Origin of the sequence: Klebsiella sp. Lac1 (assembly GCF_009825425.1) — a bacterium.
Taxonomy (GTDB): domain Bacteria; phylum Pseudomonadota; class Gammaproteobacteria; order Enterobacterales; family Enterobacteriaceae; genus Klebsiella; species Klebsiella electrica.
The window spans coordinates 564,049-579,711 of record NZ_VJZJ01000003.1 but is presented as its reverse complement, the minus strand read 5'-3'; the positions used below and the strand labels follow the sequence as shown (position 1 = coordinate 579,711).

Below are 15,663 nucleotides of genomic sequence, written 5' to 3'. Positions count from 1 at the left end.
GCTTCAGAACGTCAAAATGCATCTAATTGTAACAAATGCACTGAGTTTACGTCAGAAAAATTGCAGTCAGATGCGGGTTGATTTTGCTGATTGCGGCGGCGGGTGGCGAGTGTCTTTACACAGGCTGACACTATAGATGTTTGCTTACCCTGGCGGGGTTGCGGGCAGGCGCTGGCCGCCTGCCTGAAATGAAGATAACCGCTTATTTTGCGCCGTTGGCGGCGGTATCGAGGTGAACGACCGGATTTTCTGCAAACAAATAGCGGTCGGCATTGAATTCAAAATCGTCGCTGGTTTCGTTGAACAACATCAGCTTAGTGTTCTCCAGGTGCTGCCACATGGCCAGTTTCGCCGCGTGCGGATCTTTGCGAATCAGCGCCTTCAGAATTTGGTCATGATCGTCGCACCAGTTATCCACCGTGCGCAGGTCGATATGGTCATGGAGCTTTTTCCAGTACGGGTTATGCACGCGCTGGGTCCACATTTTTTCAACAATAGCGGCTAATGCCGTATTTTGCGTCGCCAGGGCCACCTGGACGTGAAACTGGAGATCCCATTCCGAATCGCGGAAACATTTCTCTTTACGCGCCTTCTCCTGAATCTCCATCAGCTTCATGATGTCCTGCTTGGTCACCTGGGTGGCGGCGAATTCGGCAATATTGCTTTCAATCAGCTGACGCGCCTGCAGCAGCTCAAAGGGACCGTAGCTGGCGAACTCCAGGGTTTCATCAACCGCCTGCTGATGCTTCGGATGGTTGGAGATGACGTGGATGCCGGAGCCCTTGCGCACCTCCACATAGCCTTCCACTTCCAGCATGATAATGGCTTCGCGAACCACGGTGCGGCTGACGCTCTTTTCATCGGCGATAAAACGCTCTGCAGGCAGCTTATCGCCCACAAGGTAGACACCTTGTTCAATGCGCGCCTTCAGCTCGGCAGCAAGCTGCTGATACAAACGACGCGGTTCTGTGATTTCCATATTCACTCCCGGAAGATGGCGACAATATTGGATTTGTTATACCACTTTTACCCGCATCTCACCACATTAAGGCATGAAAAAGCCGCCTTCGAAGAGGCGGCCTGGTCAACCTTTCTCACTATATCAGGGCTAGTTTTGCGTCGCCGGCTTAGTCGTTTTGAGCGGTGGGGCGTCGTCATCGGCCGACTTGTTCTTCAGAACGGTCCAGATGACAAGGGCGCCCAGCAGATCGAAGACCGCCAGTACGGCGAACAGCGGGCTGAAACCGATGGTATCCGCCAGAGCGCCAACCACCAGGGCGAACATGGTGCTCGCCATCCAGGCCGCCATACCGGTCAGGCCGTTTGCCGTAGCCACTTCGTTACGGCCAAATACGTCAGAAGAGAGCGTAATCAGCGCTCCGGACAGCGCCTGGTGTGCAAAGCCGCCGACGCACAGCAGGGCGATAGCCACGAACGGGCTGGTAAACAGGCCGATCATCCCCGGGCCAATCATCAGCAGTGCGCCCATGGTCACGACCATTTTACGCGACACAATCAGGTTAACCCCAAACCAGCGCTGGAACAGCGGCGGCAGATAGCCACCAACAATGCAGCCCAGATCGGCAAACAGCATTGGCATCCACGCGAACATGGCGATTTCTTTCAGGTTAAAGCCATAGACTTTAAACATGAACAGCGGGATCCAGGCGTTGAAGGTCCCCCAGGCTGGCTCGGCCAGGAAGCGCGGCAGGGCGATGCCCCAGAACTGGCGGTTGCGCAGGATCTGCCACGGCGACATTTTCTTGCTGTTGTTGGTCTGGTGCTGTGATTCCTGACCGCCGATGATGTAGTCGCGCTCTTCGGTGGTTAATTTTTTCTGGTCGCGGGGGTGTTTATAGAAGACCAGCCACGCCATTGCCCAGATAAAGCTTAAGACACCGGAGATAATAAACGCCATCTGCCAGCTGTGCATTACAATCGCCCAGACCACCAGCGGCGGGGCGATCATCGCGCCGATTGAAGAGCCGACGTTGAAGTAACCCACGGCAATAGAACGTTCTCTTGCCGGGAACCATTCGGAGCTGGCCTTCAGGCCTGCCGGGATCATCGCCGCTTCCGCTGCGCCGACCGCGCCACGAGCCAGCGCTAATCCGCCCCAACTGCCCGCCAGCGCCGTTGAACCACAGAAAACGGCCCACGCGATAGCGAAGAAGGCATAGCCGATCTTCGTGCCCAGTACATCAAGGACGTAGCCCGCCACCGGCTGCATGACGGTATAAGCAGCTGAATAGGCTGCGATGATATAGGAATACTGTTGGGTGGAGATGTGTAACTCTTCCATCAGAGTTGGCGCAGCCGCAGCCACAGTGTTACGTGTCAGGTAACCCAGCACGGTGCCCATTGTCACCAGTGCGATCATGTACCAACGTAACCCTTTAATTTTACGCATGTAAAACCTCATCGTTTGTTATATCTCCGCAGCGCGTGCGGCCATCTTCAAACCCTGTAGCAGGGTTGAGAAGGAGAAACGGAGGGCCCAGCAGGGAAAACCCATATGGCCCGAACCTTGCCATTAATTGTTTTGCTCAATTCGGTATCCATACCGGTCAATGCGATGTAATGAATCATCGCCAGTACATTCCTGTGGTTTATATGTTGCGACGGCAGAAAGATAACTTGTCATACAACTTTAAAGGTTGAGTACTGTCACAAAAGTGGGAAAGTTCATGGGGGTATTATTTCTTGCGAGCAAAGCCAGTACTGGCGCGGCTTGCGCAAGGGTTTACGCCAGAAAGGAGACTTTTTTTGTCAGCGTTTATTGATCTAACTCACGAAAAAGATTTCGGCCTGTGGAAATTGGTGTGATAACTTTGTCAGCATGATCGTCAATCATCTGAAGGGCTCCTCAATGGGGCGAAGAGGAAATGAAAATGACACCATTTATGACCGAAGATTTTCTGCTTGATACCGAGTTTGCCCGCCGTTTGTACCACGACTACGCCAAAGACCAGCCGATTTTCGACTATCACTGCCACCTGCCGCCGCAGCAGATTGCCGAAAATTATCGCTTTCAAAATCTGTATGACATCTGGCTGAAAGGCGACCACTACAAATGGCGCGCGATGCGCACCAATGGCGTGGCCGAGCGCCTGTGTACCGGCGATGCCTCGGACCGCGAGAAGTTTGACGCATGGGCGGCAACCGTACCGCATACGATCGGCAACCCGCTTTATCACTGGACACATCTGGAGCTGCGCCGCCCGTTTGGTATTACCGGTAAGCTGCTCTCCCCGTCCACCGCGGATGAAATCTGGAATCAGTGTAACGATCTGCTGGCCCAGCAGAGCTTCTCCGCCCGCGGCATCATGACGCAAATGAACGTGAAAATGGTCGGCACCACCGATGATCCGATTGATTCGCTGGAACATCATGCGGCGGTGGCGAAAGAGACGACCTTCACCACCAAAGTGCTACCAAGCTGGCGTCCGGATAAAGCGTTCAACATTGAGCAGGCGACGTTTAACGACTATATGGCGAAGCTGGGTGAAGTCTCGGATACCGATATCCGTCGCTTTGCCGATCTGCAGGCTGCGCTGATGAAACGTCTGGATCACTTCGCCGCGCACGGCTGTAAAGTCTCCGATCATGCGCTGGATGTGGTGCTGTTTGCCGAAGCCAGCGAAGCCGAACTCGATAGCATCCTTGCTCGCCGCCTGGCCGGTTCAGCGTTGAATGAGCATGACGTTGCGCAGTTTAAAACGGCCGTGCTGGTCTTCCTCGGCGCAGAATACGCCCGTCGTGGCTGGGTGCAGCAGTATCACATTGGCGCGCTGCGCAACAATAACCAGCGTCAGTTCAAACTGTTAGGGCCGGATGTTGGCTTTGATTCCATCAACGATCGTCCAATGGCGGAAGCGCTGTCCCGTCTGCTGAGCAAGCAGAATGAAGAAAACCTGCTGCCGAAAACCATTCTTTACTGCCTGAATCCGCGCGATAACGAAGTGCTGGGTACGATGATCGGCAACTTCCAGGGAGAAGGGATGCCGGGCAAGATGCAGTTCGGCTCCGGCTGGTGGTTCAACGATCAGAAAGACGGCATGGAGCGTCAGCTGACCCAGCTGGCTCAGCTTGGTCTGCTCAGCCGTTTCGTCGGCATGCTGACCGACAGCCGCAGCTTCTTGTCCTACACCCGTCATGAGTATTTCCGCCGCATTCTGTGCCAGATGATCGGCCGCTGGGTTGCCGCGGGCGAAGCGCCGGCGGATATTCAGCTGCTCGGCGAGATGGTGAAAAATATCTGCTTTAACAATGCGCGTGATTACTTCGCGATTGAATTGAATTAAGACCAGAGGCCGGTTGTTATGCAATACATTAAAATCCATTCGCAGGATAACGTTGCTGTCGCGTTAGCAGATATGGCGGCGGGTACCCAGGTCACCATTGATGATGATGCAGTTACCTTAAGCCAGGACGTGGTACGTGGTCATAAGTTCGCGCTACGCGCGATTGCGAAGGGTGAAAACGTCATCAAGTATGGTCTGCCCATTGGTCATGCGCTGGCGGATATTGCGCCTGGGGAGCATATTCATGCCCATAATACGCGAACCAACCTGAGCGACCTTGACGAGTATCGCTATCAACCGGATCTTGCCGGGCCGTCGGCGCAGCCGGCCGACCGCGACGTGCAGCTCTATCGTCGTGCTAACGGTGAGGTCGGGGTGCGCAATGAACTCTGGATCCTGCCGACCGTCGGCTGTGTCAACGGTATCGCCCGTCAGATTCAGAACCGGTTTCTGAAAGAGACCAACGAAGCGGAAGGCACCGATGGCGTCTTCCTCTTCAATCACACTTACGGCTGCTCGCAGCTGGGGGATGATCACATCAATACCCGTACCATGTTGCAAAACATGGTGCGTCACCCGAACGCCGGGGCCGTGCTGGTGATTGGCCTCGGTTGCGAGAACAACCAGGTCGACGCGTTCCGCGAAACCCTTGGCGAGTTCGATCCGCAGCGCGTTCACTTTATGATCTGCCAGAAGCAGGACGACGAAGTGGAAGCGGGAGTGGAGCATCTGCATCAGCTTTATGAGGTGATGCGTCACGACAGACGTGAGCCAGGCAAACTGAGTGAGCTGAAGTTTGGCCTCGAGTGCGGCGGTTCAGATGGCCTGTCGGGGATTACCGCGAACCCGATGCTGGGACGCTTCTCGGATTACCTGATAGCCAACGGTGGCACCACTGTGCTGACGGAAGTTCCGGAAATGTTCGGCGCCGAGCAGCTGCTGATGAGCCACTGCCGCGATGAAAAGACCTTCGACAAGCTGGTGACGATGGTCAATGACTTTAAGCAGTACTTCATTGCGCATAACCAGCCGATTTACGAGAACCCGTCGCCGGGGAATAAGGCGGGCGGGATCACCACGCTGGAGGATAAGTCGCTGGGCTGTACGCAGAAAGCGGGCTCCAGCGAGGTGGTGGATGTCCTGCGCTATGGCGAACGTTTAAAAGTGCATGGCCTCAACCTGCTGAGCGCGCCGGGCAACGATGCGGTGGCCACCAGCGCGCTGGCCGGCGCGGGCTGTCATATGGTGCTGTTCAGCACCGGTCGCGGCACGCCTTACGGCGGTTTCGTGCCGACGGTGAAAATCTCGACCAACAGCGAGCTGGCGGCGAAAAAGAAACACTGGATCGATTTCGACGCCGGCCAACTGATTCACGGTAAAGCGATGCCTCAACTGCTGGAAGAGTTCGTGGATACCCTCGTTGATATCGTCAATGGCAAACCGACCTGCAATGAGCGTAATGACTTCCGTGAGCTGGCTATCTTTAAGAGTGGCGTAACGTTGTAGGAACCCGCTATTATCCCCTGCCGTTGCCCCTGGTCTGTTGAGGGTAGCATTATCGTTGCTGTTAAAAACGGCGTTTCATAATATGGAGCGCCGTTTGTTTGTGTATTTCCTGATAAGGACTTCCCATGACCGCGTATTGGCTGGCCCAGGGCGTTGGCGTCATCGCCTTTCTGATCGGTATCACCACTTTTATCAATCGCGACGAGCGTCGATTTAAACTACAGCTGGCGGTCTATAGCGCAACCATCGGCGTGCACTTCTTTTTGATGGGAGCGTACCCGGCGGGGATAAGCGCCGAGCTGAATACCATACGAACCCTTGTCTCGATGCGTACCCGTAAGCTCTGGGTGATGGCCGTTTTTATTGTGCTCACGCTGGTGTTTGGACTGGCAAAAATCCAGCATGCGATGGAGCTATTGCCCATTATTGCGACGCTTGCCAGCACCTGGGCACTCTTTCGCTGTCGGGGGCTGACCGTTCGCTGTGTGATGTGGTGTGCGACCGCCTGCTGGGTTATGCATAACTTCTGGCTGGGGTCGATCGGCGGCACGTTAATTGAAGGGAGCTTTCTGGTGATGAACGGCCTGAATATCGTGCGCTTCCGGCGGATGCAAAAGCGTGGTATCGATCCGTTTAAAGTGGAAAGGAGCGTGCAGGAAGAGACCCCTCCTGCGCGCTAAATGCGGCGGTTTTGTCCGCCATCGTCCATATTTGCCAGGCCTGCGGGAGCAACGGGCCGGGTGAAAACGGTCTCCCCCGGCCATGTTGTCGCTGATTACCGCTGTTTTTGCTTGTCGTGTTGCTGATTGACCCAGGCGTTAATCAGCAGCGTCAGCGCCAGAATACCGCCAACCACGCCGAGCGAGACGCCAATCGGGATATGGTAGACGTCGACGATCAGCATCTTGATACCGATAAAGACCAGAATGATCGACAGACCATATTTCAGCATGGAGAAGCGCTCTGCGACGCCAGCCAGCAGGAAGTACATGGCGCGCAGGCCGAGGATCGCGAACAGGTTCGACGTCAGCACGATAAACGGATCGGTGGTGACGGCGAAGATTGCCGGGATACTATCGACCGCGAAAATCACGTCGCTCAGTTCGACCAGGATCAGCACCAGCAGCAGCGGCGTGGCGAACAGGACGCCGTTTTGCCGCGTAAAGAAGCGCTCGCCTTCAATCTTATCGGTCATCCGCAGGTGGCTGCGGATCCAGCGTACCAGCGGTTTGTCGCCGATGTCGGCATCATCCTCTTTCGCCAGCGCCATCTTCACGCCGGTAAACAGCAGGAAAGCGCCGAAGAGATAGAGCAACCACTCGAACTGGGAAATGAGCCAGCTGCCGCCAAAGATCATTCCCGTACGCAGCACGATCGCGCCCAGTACGCCGTAAACCAGTACCCGGCGCTGCAGCGCAGGCGGCACGGAGAAGTAGCTGAACAGCATCAGCCAGACAAAGACATTGTCCACGGCCAGCGCTTTTTCAATCAGATAGCCGGTAAGGAAAGCCAGCGCCTGCGGATCGGCGACGGCGCGGCCTGCGGTTTGCGCCAGATACCACCAGAAAGCGGCGTTAAAGAGAAGGGAGAGCGTGACCCAGAGAATTGACCAACCCGCGGCCTGTTTCATGGTCATGCCATGCGCCCCACGCCGTCCCTGAAGAAGCAGATCGATGGCTAACATGATCACCACGATCACGGCGAATCCGCCCCATAACAACGGTGTGCCGACAGTATTCATTACTTAATTCCTTACATAAAAACAAAACGGCTGACGTCGGAAGACGGCAGCCGTTGCGTGTTTATGCATAGACCTCGCCTTCCGGCAAGGTCTCACTTACAACAATAAAAGAAGCGCGCGATAACGGCAGGACCTTTTATTATTGCCCGGCGACCGGATGCGGCTTTGCACGCATCGTAATGACGATCCACCGGCAAGGAAGTTACTCCCCTTTGCAGGTAACAAAATATGACAAGGGATAAATGGCGTCAATGGTGGCTGACGCTCCCTTTACACTCTTTTACGCCACCTGCGGATTATCCGCCGGGAATACGACGCCGGTCTGGCGGCGTATTTCACTCAGCAGCTTCGCCGTAATGCGGCTGACTTCCAGCCCCGGGTGAACAACCTGGTTGTTCTCCACCAGACGTGCAAACTCTTCTGCCTCGTACAGCATGGTATTGATATGCTGCGGCTGCGTCAGATCCTGAGCCTTCCCGCCGCGTGGGATGAAACAGATCTTCTGGCACTCGGAGATTTTTTCGATCGTCAGCGCACCGGCTTCGCCCTGAATTTCGCTTGGCAGCGTGGAGTCGCTCACTTTGGAGTGGTGCAGGGTGACGTCAAAATCGGCGTAGTTCAGGATCACGCTGCCCTGGGCATCAACGCCGCTGTCCAGCAGGCTGGCGCTGGCGTGAACCGCGCGCGGCTCGCCCCACAGCGCCACCGCCGAGGCCAGACAATAGAAACCGATATCCATAATCGAGCCGTTCGAGAAGGCCGGGTTGAAGGTGTTCGGGTTCTCACCGTCGAGATAGCGCTGATAGCGGGAGGAGTACTGGCAGTAGTTGATAAACGCTTTATGCAGTTTACCTACCTTGCCGAGCGACTGTTGCAGCAGCAGAAAATTCGGCAGGCTGGCGGTCTTGAAGGCTTCGAACAGCACCACCTGGTTTTCGCGAGCGATACGGATAGCGTCTTCGACTTCCCGCAGGTTTGAGGCCAGCGGTTTTTCGCAAATTACGTGCTTTTTATGGCTCAGAAACAGCTTTGTTTGCGGGAAGTGCAGGGAGTTCGGGCTGGCAATGTACACCGCGTCGACGGCATCGCTTTGCGCCAGCTCGTCCAGCGAGGTAAACAGCTGCTCGACGGGATAATCGCTGGCAAAGGCCTGCGCTTGTTCAAGACTGCGGGAGTAAATGGCGGTGAGTTTATATTTGCCCGTTTCATGGGCGGCATCGACAAACTGTTTTGTTATCCAGTTTGTGCCAACAACAGCGAAACGTATCATAAACGTTAACGAACTCCGTTAAAGGGGACCTTGGGCCACTCTAACATGCCATCATGACAAAACCAGTGCGCGACTACGCAGAACGATTTAACGAAAGATGCGTCAGCCACAGACGGGTATCGAACTCCAGCTGGTGGTACTGCGGCTCCATATAGCAACACAGTTGATAGAAGGCCTTGTTGTGCTCCTTCTCTTTAAGGTGCGCCAGCTCATGCACCACGATCATGCGTAAAAATGCCTCCGGCGCATCGCGGAACACCGTCGCCACCCGGATTTCGGCTTTCGCTTTCAGCTTACCGCCCTGAACCCGCGAAATGGCGGTATGCAGACCTAGCGCGTTATTCAGGACGTGGATCTTACTGTCGTACATCACCTTATTGACCGGCGCCGAGCCGCGCAAATAGCGGGTTTTCAGATCCTGGGTGTATTGATATAGCGCCTTATCGTTATTGACGTCATGGCCTTCCGGGTAGCGTTTCTGCAGGACCGCCCCCAGGCGCTGTTCGGCAATCAATGTGCGGACCTGAGAAAGTAAATTCTCCGGATAGCCCTGCAGGTAAGTGAGTTGACTCATGACGGCTCCAGATAAAAGATCTTCACATCCTCCTTCAGGCTGCATCGGCGCATCTTGAATGATTTTGTGTATAAAAAGGGTATACTCACGCACCCTTTCAGGGATAACGCCGAAATTTTACCACTCAGGAGGGCCGATGAGCCACTTAGACAACGGTTTCCGTTCACTGACACTAAAACGTTTTCCAGAAACGGATGACGTTAACCCGCTACTGGCGTGGGAAGCGGCGGATGAATATCTGCTGCAGCAGTTGGATGACACGGAGATTAACGGCCCGGTCCTGATTTTCAACGATACCTTTGGCGCACTGAGCTGCGCGCTGGCGGAGCATACGCCGTTTAGCATCGGCGACTCTTACCTCACCGAACTCGCCACGCGTGAGAATTTACGCCATAACGATATTGCGGAATCCAGCGTCAAGTTTCTCGACAGCACCGCGGAGTATCCGTCGGTGCCAGGCGTTGTCCTGATGAAAGTGCCGAAAACGCTGGCCTTGCTCGAGCAGCAGCTGCGCGCGCTGCGCCAGGTCGTGACGCCGCAAACCCGCATTATCGCCGGCGCAAAGGCGCGCGATATCCATACTTCTACGCTGGAGCTGTTTGAGAAAGTGCTGGGGCCGACTACTACCACTCTGGCCTGGAAGAAAGCCCGCCTGATCAACTGTACTTTCAGTAAGCCAGAACTTGCCGATGCGCCGCAGACGCTGAGCTGGAAGCTGGAGGGGACCGACTGGACCATTCACAACCACGCGAACGTGTTCTCCCGCACCGGGCTGGATATCGGCGCGCGATTCTTTATCGAACACCTGCCGGCGGATCTTGAAGGCGAGATTGTCGATCTGGGCTGTGGCAACGGGGTGATTGGCCTGACGCTGCTGGAGAAGAACCCGCAGGCTAACGTGGTGTTCGTCGATGAGTCGCCGATGGCCGTCGCCTCCAGTCGCCTGAACGTGGAGACCAACATGCCCGAGGCGCTGGATCGCTGCGAGTTTATGATTAATAACGCGCTGTCCGGCGTGGAACCTTTCCGCTTCAACGCCGTGTTGTGCAACCCGCCGTTCCACCAGAAACACGCGTTAACCGATAATATCGCCTGGGAGATGTTCCACCACGCGCGCCGCTGCCTGAAGATCAACGGTGAGCTGTATATTGTGGCCAACCGCCACCTGGATTATTTCCACAAGCTGAAGAAAATTTTCGGTAATTGCGCTACCGTCGCCACCAACAATAAATTTGTGGTGTTGAAAGCGGTGAAACTGCGTAAGTTGCGCTAATCGCAGACCGCCAGGACATCCCGGCTGGCGGCGTTCGCCTTAGCCGGGCTACTCATCTCACGTCGCCCGCACATGTAGCCCGGGCAAGCGCAGCGCCCCCGGGAAATCCCGTTAAATCTCCAGCGCCAGTTTCGTCCCCTGGGCGATGGCGCGGCGAGCGTCCAGCTCCATCGCGACATCGCACCCGCCAATCAGATGCACCACTTTCCCTGCCGCGCGCAGCGGATCCGCCAGCTCGCGTTTCGGCTCCTGACCGGCGCAGATAATCACCTGATCAACACGCAATATTTGGACTTCGCCACCGATCGTGACATGTAATCCCTCATCGTCGATCTTCTGGTAGCTGACTCCAGGGATCATGTTGACGCCGCGGGCCAGCAGCGTCGCCCGATGGATCCAGCCGGTGGTTTTCCCTAATCCATCGCCAGGTTTACTGGCCTTGCGCTGGAGCATCACAATGCGCCGCGGGCTTTTCTCTCGCTGCGGCCCTTCCGCACGCAGTCCGCCTGCGCTCTGCAGCGTGGTATCGATGCCCCATTCTCTGCAGAAGGCGTCGATATTCTGGCTGGTGGCAACGCCCGGCTGGCTCAGGTACATCGCGGTATCAAAGCCGATCCCGCCGCAGCCGATAATCGCAACGCTCTGACCCACCGGCGCCTTGTCGCGCAGGACATCGAGATAACTCAGAACTTTTGCGTGCGTTATTCCGGCGATCTCCGGCATTCGCGGGGCGATCCCGGTGGCGAGGATCGTTTCGTCAAATGGCAGCAAGCGATCCGCTGTGACCTGCTGGCCCAGCTGCAGATTAACGCCGTGCAGATCCAGCATGCGCCGGTAGTAGCGCAGCGTTTCGTAAAACTCCTCTTTGCCGGGGATCTGTTTGGCGATATTAAACTGCCCGCCAATCTCCTGCTGCGCATCAAACAGGGTGACAGAGTGGCCGCGCGCGGCGGCATTGACGGCAAAGGCCAGACCGGCGGGGCCTGCGCCCACAACCGCCAGGCGCTTTGGCCCGGCAGCAGGCGTAACCGGCATCAGGGTTTCGTGGCAGGCTCGCGGGTTGACCAGGCAGGAGGTCACTTTCCCGGCGAAGATCTGATCCAGGCAGGCCTGGTTGCAGCCGATACAGGTGTTGATCTCATCGGCGCGCCCGCTTTGCGCTTTGGCAAGGAATTCGCCATCGGCAAGAAACGGGCGCGCCATTGACACCATATCGGCGTCGCCGCGGGCGAGGAGAGCCTCCGCGACCTGCGGATCGTTGATGCGGTTAGTGGTGACCAGGGGGATCGACACCGCGCCTTTCAGCTTCCGGGTGACCCAGCTGAAGGCGCCGCGCGGGACCGGCGTCGCAATGGTCGGAATCCGCGCTTCGTGCCAGCCGATACCGGTGTTGATGAGGGTCGCGCCAGCCGCCTCGATAGCCTGCGCCAGTTCAATCACTTCCGGCAGCGTACTGCCGTCGTTGACCAGGTCGAGCATCGACAGGCGGTAGATAATAATAAAGTCATGGCCGGCTCGTTCGCGTACCGCACGCACCACTTCTACGGCAAAGCGCATGCGGCGGACGTAATCGCCGCCCCACGGGTCGTCGCGCTGGTTGGTGCGCGCAGCGAGGAACTCGTTGATTAAATACCCCTCTGAACCCATGACTTCGACACCATCGTAGCCGGCCTCGCGGGCCAGCTGCGCGCAGCGGGCGAAATCCTCTATTAGCTGTAAGATCTCATCATGGCTGAGCGCATGCGGGGTAAAGCGGTTAATTGGCGCCTGCAATGCCGACGGGGCCACCGGCCGCGGCTGATAGCTATAGCGGCCGGTATGCAAAATTTGCAGGGCGATTTTGCCCCCTTCGCGATGGACCGCATCGGTAATGTACCGATGGTGCACGAGATGGCGGCTATCGTCGAGCACCGCGCCGCCAGCCATTGTGACGCCGGAGGCCGCTGGCGCAATTCCGCCGGTGACGATCAGCGCGACCCCGTGGCGGGCACGCTCGGCGTAGAAGGCCGCCAGTCGCTCTGCACCGTCGGCATGTTCTTCCAACCCGGTGTGCATGGACCCCATCAGCACACGGTTTTTCAGCTGGGTGAACCCCAGGTCGAGCGGGGCGAATAACGACGGATAGTGGCTCATCATGGCTTCCAGTCTCTTATATGTAACATTATTGTTATGTGGTCGGATGAGTTACTAATTTAGCCGTCGTCAGCGAAAAGTGAAAAAGGGCGTGCGGTGATTGTGATGGGATTCAAATAACGATGGCGAGAATGTCCCCCTCCGCTGTGGGAAGGGGGCATGGGCAGGAATGGACGCTCAGGGTGCCGGAACGACAGGCGGTCGCCGTTCAAGGCCTGGCGCCTGCCACATCGAGGTGGTCAGCCCGCTGTCGACCAGCCCCAGCTGGTCGGCATAGACCGATTGCCATTTCTCCATCATCCCCTGGTACAGTTCGCGGTGTGCCGGATCGGGGGTAAACACCCGATGCCAGCTCACCAGCTTCTCGCCGGTGCTGGCCATATCGCTGTACAAACCGGCGCCGGTTCCGGCGGCGATCGCGCAGCCCAGCGCCGTGGCTTCACGCACCACCGGGACCCGCACCGGCAAGCCGGTGACATCGCTGAGAATCTGGCTCCACAATGCCCCTTTCGACCCGCCTCCGGCAAACACCAGGCTGTCGAAGGTCACGCCGGAAAAGCGGGAGATTTGCGCCAGGTTGCAGGCGGAGACAATCGCCGCGTTCTCTTCCAGCGCGCGGAACAGAGTGGCCTTGTTGCATTTCTCTGGATCGATAGAAAGGTTAATAAACGACGGCGCGGCGTGATACCACTGCTTAAAGTGCATGGCATCGGAGAAGATCGGCATCACGCCGTGGGAACCCGCCGGTACGCGGCTGGCCATCTCTTCGAGCAGGGCATAGGCATCCACCCCCAGGCGTTCGGCAACCAGCTTCTCTTCGGCGCAAAACGCATCGCGGAACCAGCGCATGGTCAGGCCGGTGAAGAAGCTGATTGACTCGGCCTGCGCCATGCCGGGAATGACGTGCGGGTTGATGCGAATATTCATCTGTGGGTCGGTACGGACCTTCGGCAGATTCACCACCTGTTGCCAGAAGGTGCCCCCCAGCACCGCGCTTTGACCAGCGCGTACCACTCCCAGACCCAGGCAGCCGAGCTGCACATCGCCGCCGCCCATGACCACCGGCGTGCCTTCCCGCAGGCCGCTTTGCCGCGCGGCCTCCTTGCTCACGGCGCCGAGCAGAGTGCCGGTTTCTTTAACCGGGGAGAGAATATCGGCGCGCAGCCCGGCCATATCAAGCAGCGCTGGTCGCCAGTCGCGGCTGAACAGGTCGAGCATGCCGGTGGTACCGGCGTTGGAGGGATCGACGGCCAGCTCGCCGGAGAGTTTTGCCGCCAGCCAGTCGCTAATCATGGTGATGGTGGCGGCCTGACGGTAGATATCCGGGCGATGGTGGGCCAGCCACAGCAGGCGCGGCATGGTGCTTAATGCCAGCGTCTGGCCCGAGACGTCATAGACTTCAGATTCAAAATGATAATCATGGATCTCTTTAAGCTCCGCAACTTCACGGCTGGCGCGGGCATCGACGTTGGCGCAGGCCCAGATAGCCTCGCCGTTGCGGTCGTAAAGCACAATCCCCTCGCGCATGGAACAGCAGGCGACGGACTGAATATCTCCCGCCTGGAGGTGCGCGTTTGCCAGCGCCTGGCGGATACACTGGCAGGCCAGCAGCCAGTTGGTGGTAAGGTCAAACTCCATCGAGCCGGGAACATTTTCCACGCTCAGGTGCTTCCATTCCGCCTGGCCGACCGCGACCTGGTGGCCGCTGAGATCGAAAATCACCGCCCGAATACTGCCGGTCCCGGCATCTAACGCTAACAGGTAACTCATGACATGCGCCTCGCGGTTGTTGCGCGGCGCAGGGCCGTCCGTCAGGAGGCCAGCGTGAGCACCGCGCGTGCTGTTGTCTCTTCCGTTACCAGGCCATTGATGCGTTTGCCCGTCAGGGCGGCATAAATCGCCTGCGCTTTTTCCGAGCCACCGGCAACGCCGACAATCGTTGGCAGCTGCGCCAGCTCGTCGAGGGTGACGCCGAGTAATTCCCGGTGAATCTCCAGATCCTCAACCCGCCTGCCGTCGGCCTGCAGGAAATAACCTAAAATGTCGCCCACCGCGCCTTTACGGGCGTACATCAACTGTTCACCTTCGCTGATGTAGCCGGAGCGCAGGATAGTCGCGTCGCGGCGCTGGTCGATGGCGCCGATGCCTACGACCGCCGCATCCGCCGCGGTGGCCGCCAGGATCACATCCCGGACGCTCGACTCGCGCCGCAGAATGTCAGCCACGTCGGCCGAAGAGACCCGCAGCGGCGCCGGAATGATGCTGACGCGACAGGCGGCATCCAGCTGGCCGATACCGGTCATATAGGGACCCACGCCGCCGGAAAGCGTCACCAGACGCACCTGCTGCGAACTGATAAACCCGCTCAGGTGCTGCAAACAGCTCATAGTGGCTTCGCCAAATCCCACCGCCAGCAGCTGTCCCGGTTCCAGTACCCCCATCAGCGATTGCGCCGCGCCGATGCCCAGTCGTGTATTCATCGGCGGCGTATTGAGCGCCGGCAGCACGCGGGCAATCTTCAGGTCAAAACGCTGTTGCAGCTCGGTTTCCAGTGCCAGACACCCTTCATAGCGGGAGTTGATCTGCACGCGGATCACCCCGGACTGGCGGCCTTTCTCCAGCAGGCGGGAGATCTTTAACCGCGGCAGCCCCAGGCGCTCGCCGATATCGTTCTGCGTCAATCCGTCGTGGTAATAACACCAGGCTACCCGTGCCACCAGCTCCTCTTCGGCTAACGCCAGTCCCGCGTAGCGGCTCTCTTCCGTAATGCGTTTTTCGCTCATAAAGTGAACTCTTATAAAAATTTAGATCATATGTTCGTTATTGCGCGGTCGGAAAGTGTGAGCCGCCCGGCAAAACCGA

Annotated in this window: 12 protein-coding genes; 4 read left to right on the top strand and 8 right to left on the bottom strand. The window is 57.5% G+C overall.

What is annotated here, in order from left to right; genetic code table 11:
- Window positions 1-202: 202 nt before the first annotated feature.
- Both exuR and FNY10_RS21745 read right to left on the bottom strand, forming a co-directional pair.
- Window positions 203-979 carry a transcriptional regulator ExuR gene (gene exuR, locus FNY10_RS21750; RefSeq protein WP_100685503.1) on the bottom strand — a complete coding sequence of 259 codons (777 nt, stop codon included), beginning with the start codon at window positions 977-979 and terminating at the stop codon, window positions 203-205.
- Between the two features lie 129 nt (window positions 980-1,108).
- Window positions 1,109-2,410, bottom strand: coding sequence for an MFS transporter (locus FNY10_RS21745; protein WP_100685502.1), 1,302 nt, complete (start codon window positions 2,408-2,410; stop codon window positions 1,109-1,111).
- A 481-nt stretch (window positions 2,411-2,891) separates the two neighbouring features.
- Between FNY10_RS21745 and uxaC the strand changes: the two genes are divergently transcribed.
- The 3 genes from uxaC (at window position 2,892) to FNY10_RS21730 (ending at window position 6,490) form a co-directional block, all read left to right on the top strand.
- A complete protein-coding gene (uxaC, locus tag FNY10_RS21740) occupies window positions 2,892-4,304 on the top strand; it encodes a glucuronate isomerase (protein ID WP_160704398.1) in 1,413 nt (470 codons plus the stop codon).
- Between the two features lie 18 nt (window positions 4,305-4,322).
- Window positions 4,323-5,810 (top strand): UxaA family hydrolase, encoded by a 1,488-nt coding sequence (locus tag FNY10_RS21735; protein WP_141963349.1) that lies wholly within the window; start codon window positions 4,323-4,325, stop codon window positions 5,808-5,810.
- 125 nt (window positions 5,811-5,935) lie between these two features.
- Window positions 5,936-6,490 (top strand): YgjV family protein, encoded by a 555-nt coding sequence (locus tag FNY10_RS21730; protein WP_100685499.1) that lies wholly within the window; start codon window positions 5,936-5,938, stop codon window positions 6,488-6,490.
- A 95-nt stretch (window positions 6,491-6,585) separates the two neighbouring features.
- Here FNY10_RS21730 and FNY10_RS21725 read toward each other — a convergent pair whose 3' ends face one another.
- The 3 genes from FNY10_RS21725 to FNY10_RS21715 form a co-directional block, all read right to left on the bottom strand.
- Window positions 6,586-7,551, bottom strand: coding sequence for a TerC family protein (locus tag FNY10_RS21725; protein ID WP_131048501.1), 966 nt, complete (start codon window positions 7,549-7,551; stop codon window positions 6,586-6,588).
- Between the two features lie 280 nt (window positions 7,552-7,831).
- The gene (locus tag FNY10_RS21720; RefSeq protein ID WP_131048502.1) at window positions 7,832-8,821 is read right to left on the bottom strand and encodes a Gfo/Idh/MocA family protein; all 990 of its coding nucleotides are present in this window, start codon (window positions 8,819-8,821) and stop codon (window positions 7,832-7,834) included.
- 73 nt (window positions 8,822-8,894) lie between these two features.
- Window positions 8,895-9,395: a M48 family metallopeptidase gene (locus FNY10_RS21715; RefSeq protein ID WP_160704400.1), complete on the bottom strand. Its 501-nt coding sequence runs from the start codon at window positions 9,393-9,395 to the stop codon at window positions 8,895-8,897.
- Between the two features lie 136 nt (window positions 9,396-9,531).
- On the opposite strand from FNY10_RS21715, the gene rlmG reads away from it, so the two are divergent.
- A complete protein-coding gene (gene rlmG, locus FNY10_RS21710; protein WP_160704402.1) occupies window positions 9,532-10,668 on the top strand; it encodes a 23S rRNA (guanine(1835)-N(2))-methyltransferase RlmG in 1,137 nt (378 codons plus the stop codon).
- Between the two features lie 111 nt (window positions 10,669-10,779).
- Here the strand turns inward: rlmG and FNY10_RS21705 are convergent, their stop codons facing one another.
- The 3 genes from FNY10_RS21705 to lsrR form a co-directional block, all read right to left on the bottom strand.
- A complete protein-coding gene (locus tag FNY10_RS21705) occupies window positions 10,780-12,801 on the bottom strand; it encodes an NADPH-dependent 2,4-dienoyl-CoA reductase (protein WP_160704483.1) in 2,022 nt (673 codons plus the stop codon).
- Window positions 12,802-12,978: 177 nt separating this feature from the next.
- Window positions 12,979-14,571 carry an autoinducer-2 kinase gene (gene lsrK, locus FNY10_RS21700; protein ID WP_160704404.1) on the bottom strand — a complete coding sequence of 531 codons (1,593 nt, stop codon included), beginning with the start codon at window positions 14,569-14,571 and terminating at the stop codon, window positions 12,979-12,981.
- Window positions 14,572-14,612: 41 nt separating this feature from the next.
- Window positions 14,613-15,584, bottom strand: a complete 972-nt coding sequence (gene lsrR / locus FNY10_RS21695) for a transcriptional regulator LsrR (protein WP_160704406.1) — start codon at window positions 15,582-15,584, stop codon at window positions 14,613-14,615.
- Between the last annotated feature and the right edge of the window lie 79 nt (window positions 15,585-15,663).

Coding starts and splice junctions, on each gene's coding strand:
- exuR (WP_100685503.1), bottom strand. CDS start 979: ATGGAAATCACAGAACCGCGTCGTTTGTATCAGCAGCTTGCTGCCGAG.
- FNY10_RS21745 (WP_100685502.1), bottom strand. CDS start 2,410: ATGCGTAAAATTAAAGGGTTACGTTGGTACATGATCGCACTGGTGACA.
- uxaC (WP_160704398.1), top strand. CDS start 2,892: ATGACACCATTTATGACCGAAGATTTTCTGCTTGATACCGAGTTTGCC.
- FNY10_RS21735 (WP_141963349.1), top strand. CDS start 4,323: ATGCAATACATTAAAATCCATTCGCAGGATAACGTTGCTGTCGCGTTA.
- FNY10_RS21730 (WP_100685499.1), top strand. CDS start 5,936: ATGACCGCGTATTGGCTGGCCCAGGGCGTTGGCGTCATCGCCTTTCTG.
- FNY10_RS21725 (WP_131048501.1), bottom strand. CDS start 7,551: ATGAATACTGTCGGCACACCGTTGTTATGGGGCGGATTCGCCGTGATC.
- FNY10_RS21720 (WP_131048502.1), bottom strand. CDS start 8,821: ATGATACGTTTCGCTGTTGTTGGCACAAACTGGATAACAAAACAGTTT.
- FNY10_RS21715 (WP_160704400.1), bottom strand. CDS start 9,395: ATGAGTCAACTCACTTACCTGCAGGGCTATCCGGAGAATTTACTTTCT.
- rlmG (WP_160704402.1), top strand. CDS start 9,532: ATGAGCCACTTAGACAACGGTTTCCGTTCACTGACACTAAAACGTTTT.
- FNY10_RS21705 (WP_160704483.1), bottom strand. CDS start 12,801: ATGAGCCACTATCCGTCGTTATTCGCCCCGCTCGACCTGGGGTTCACC.
- lsrK (WP_160704404.1), bottom strand. CDS start 14,571: ATGAGTTACCTGTTAGCGTTAGATGCCGGGACCGGCAGTATTCGGGCG.
- lsrR (WP_160704406.1), bottom strand. CDS start 15,584: ATGAGCGAAAAACGCATTACGGAAGAGAGCCGCTACGCGGGACTGGCG.